Annotated in this window: 2 protein-coding genes; both read left to right on the plus strand. The window is 77.7% G+C overall.

Features of this window, described 5'->3' with window-relative positions; all coding sequences use genetic code 11:
- Nucleotides 1-2,115, plus strand: a 2,115-nt coding sequence (locus tag D476_RS0102570) for an SbcC/MukB-like Walker B domain-containing protein (RefSeq protein WP_017622421.1), incomplete at its 5' end; no start/stop codon positions are given.
- An 83-nt stretch (nucleotides 2,116-2,198) separates the two neighbouring features.
- Nucleotides 2,199-2,483 (plus strand): helix-turn-helix domain-containing protein, encoded by a 285-nt coding sequence (locus D476_RS31850; protein ID WP_051061563.1) that lies wholly within the window; start codon nucleotides 2,199-2,201, stop codon nucleotides 2,481-2,483.
- Nucleotides 2,484-2,582: the final 99 nt, after the last annotated feature.

Raw genomic sequence — 2,582 nt, forward strand, 5'->3', positions numbered from 1 at the left:
GTCGCCCGGTCGTCCGAACGGCGCGCCTGGGACGCCGAGCTGGCCGCCGCCGAGCGCGCGGCCGCGGTGGTGCCGCTGCTGCGGACGGCCGACCAGCGCCGCACCGAACTGGAGAAGGCGGAGATGGCGACGGCCGAGCGCCTGTCCCTGGTGTCGGGGCTCGGCGGCGTGGACGCCTCCTCCCCCGCCGATGCGCTGCGCGCGGCCGAGCGCACCCGCCGGGACGAGGTGGCGCGCCTGCGCCACCTGCAGGGCGACGTGGAGCGGTGCGCCGAGCTGCGCGACGAGGTGCGGGTGCTGGACGCGCGCATCGGCAAGACCGACCGGGAGCTGGAGTACTGGAAGGGGCGGGCGGCCGAGCTGCCCGGTCGCCGGGCCGAACTCGCAGCCGAACTGGACGAGGCGCGCGCCCGGACCGGGCCCCGGGAGGCCGCCGAGGAGGCGCTGGAGCTGGCCCGGCAGCGGCTCACCGCCGCCCGGGAGGCCGCGCGGCTCGCCGAGGACTTGTCGTCCGCCTCGGCGCGGCGCATCACGGCGGTCGACGCGGCGCAGACGGCCCAGGAGCACCTGCTGGACATCCGCCGCCTGCGGATCGAGGGCATGGCCGCCGAGCTGGCCGGAGGGCTGGCCGACGGGGAGCCGTGCCCGGTGTGCGGGTCGGCCGAGCACCCGGCCCCGGCCGAAGGGGACGCCGCGCGTCCGGCCCAGGAGGACGAGGAGCGGGCGCAGCGCGCGGCCGAGGCGGCCCAGCGCCGCCGCACCGACGCGGAGGGGGCGGAGGCCGGGCTGGCCGAGCGGCTGGCGGCGGCGCAGGCGGCCGCCGGGGGCTGGGACACCGAGGGCGCCGCCGAGCAGGTGGAGGCGCGCAAGGCGGCGCTGGACGCACTCGACGCGGCGGCGGCGCAGGCGGCCCAGGCGGCGGAACGGCTGGCCGGGGTCGACGCGGAGCTGGACCGGGCCCGGGAGAACCAGGGTGCGCTGGCGGCGGACCTGGCCGAGCTGACCGAGCGCCGTACGGCGCGGCGGGCCGAGGCCGAGCGGCTGGCCGAGCGCCTGGAGGCAGCCCGCGGCGAGGACGCCGGCCTGAAGGCGCGCCTGTCGCGGTTGGAGGGCGAAGCGGGGCTGTTGCAGTCGGCGGCCGAGGCGCTGGACCGCCGGGCGGCGGCGGCCGAGGAGCGGCGCACGGCCGAGGCCGAGGCGCGGCGGGCGGCGGTGGAGGCCGGGTTCGCCGAGGAGGCCGAGGTGCGCAGGGCCGACCGCGCCGAGGGCGGGCGCGCGGCGCTGCGCGAACGGGCCCGCGCCTACGACGAGGAGCTGGCGGCGGTGCGGGCCGTGCTGGCCGACATGCCCACGGCGGAGGCCGAGGCGCCCGCGCCCGACCTGGACGCCCTCCGGCAGGGGGCCGACCGGGCCCAGACGGCCGCGGACCGGGCCGAGGCGGCCGCGGAGCACGCCGCGGCCTGGCGGGACCGCCTGGCCCGGCGCGCGGAGCGCCTGGCCGACCTGCGCGCGGAGCTGTCGGACCGGCTGACCGCCTCCCGCCCGGCACGCGAACGGCACCGCGTCGCCGACGGCCTGGCACGCCTGGCGGCGGGCACGTCCCCGGCGAACCGGGAGAGCGTGCGGCTGTCGTCGTACGTGCTGGCGGCCCGGCTCCGCCAGGTGGTGGCGGCGGCGAACGACCGGCTGACGACGATGTCGGGCGGCAGGTACGAACTGCGCCACACGGTGGACAAGGCGGCGGGCGACCGCTCCCGGTCGGGCGGCGGCCTGGGTCTGCGGGTCCTGGACGCCTGGACGGGCCTGGAGCGCGACCCGGCGACGCTGTCGGGCGGCGAGACGTTCATCGCGTCCCTGTCACTGGCCTTGGGCCTGGGCGACGTGGCGAGCCAGGAGGCCGGAGGCACCGACATCGGGACCCTCTTCGTCGACGAGGGCTTCGGCACCCTGGACGAGGAGACTTTGGAGGAGGTCCTCGACGTCCTCGACCGCCTGAGGGACGGAGGAAGGGCCGTGGGCGTAGTGAGCCACGTGGCCGACCTGCGCACCAGGATCACCACCCGCCTGAGAGTGCACAAGTCCCCTTCGGGCTCCCACCTGGAACAGACGGGGTGAGGGGGCTCGGCCGGAGGCACTGCCGCAGGGAGGCGACACCGTGAAGGGCCCCATGGGAGGAGACCAAGCGCAAGGTGCGCGAGATGCACCCGTCCTGGGACTCGCCTGAGCGAGAGACCGCCAGGCGGGTGGGCCAGGAGCACCTCAGCGCCGAACTTCGGGGCCACCGGCTCGCCGAGCTGCGGCGCATGAGCGGCCTCACCCGCAATGAGGTCGCTACACGGATGGGCGTCCCGCAGGCGCACATCTCCGGAATCGAGAGCGGGCCGATCACGTCCATGGATTCGGTACGCGATTATGTCGACGCGCTGGGAGGCAGCCTGGACGTCGTGGAGACCGTCGGCGACTGGAGCGTCAAGGTCGCCTGACCACCTCTCCTACCGCAGGAACAGATCGGCCCGGCGGCACGACCACGGCCGCACCAGGAGCCCGCCGGAGGACGGCCACGGATCGGCAGGGGGGGGGGC

This window comes from Nocardiopsis chromatogenes YIM 90109 (assembly GCF_000341185.1).
GTDB classification, from domain to species: Bacteria; Actinomycetota; Actinomycetes; order Streptosporangiales; family Streptosporangiaceae; genus Nocardiopsis_A; species Nocardiopsis_A chromatogenes.

What these genes read in the sequence shown, in the direction of transcription:
- D476_RS31850 (WP_051061563.1), top strand. Translation starts at nt 2,199, where the DNA reads ATGCACCCGTCCTGGGACTCGCCTGAGCGAGAGACCGCCAGGCGGGTG.